This is a genomic window from Streptomyces fildesensis (assembly GCF_016107395.1).
Classification (GTDB): domain Bacteria; phylum Actinomycetota; class Actinomycetes; order Streptomycetales; family Streptomycetaceae; genus Actinacidiphila; species Actinacidiphila fildesensis.
In genome coordinates, this window is record NZ_JAAIKO010000401.1 from 1 (window position 1) to 227 (window position 227).

Annotated in this window: 1 protein-coding gene; it reads left to right on the top strand. The window is 45.8% G+C overall.

Annotated elements, in window-relative coordinates:
* Positions 1 to 227 (top strand): AAA family ATPase (locus tag C6N31_RS47545; protein ID WP_198359778.1); only part of this gene is annotated, 227 nt, incomplete at both ends.

A 227-nucleotide genomic window follows, 5' to 3' on the forward strand; every position in this document is an offset into this window, starting at 1 on the left:
CTTGACCCTGTCATTGGTAGGGATGAGGAAATTCGGAGGGTTATCAGGATTCTTTCAAGAAGGACCAAGAACAACCCGGTTCTTATCGGAGAACCAGGTGTTGGTAAGACTGCTGTTGTTGAAGGATTAGCTCAGAGAATTGTGAGAGGGGATGTTCCCAGTAATCTATCTGAAGTGAGGCTTATAGCATTGGATATGGGAGCTTTGGTTGCTGGGGCAAAATACAG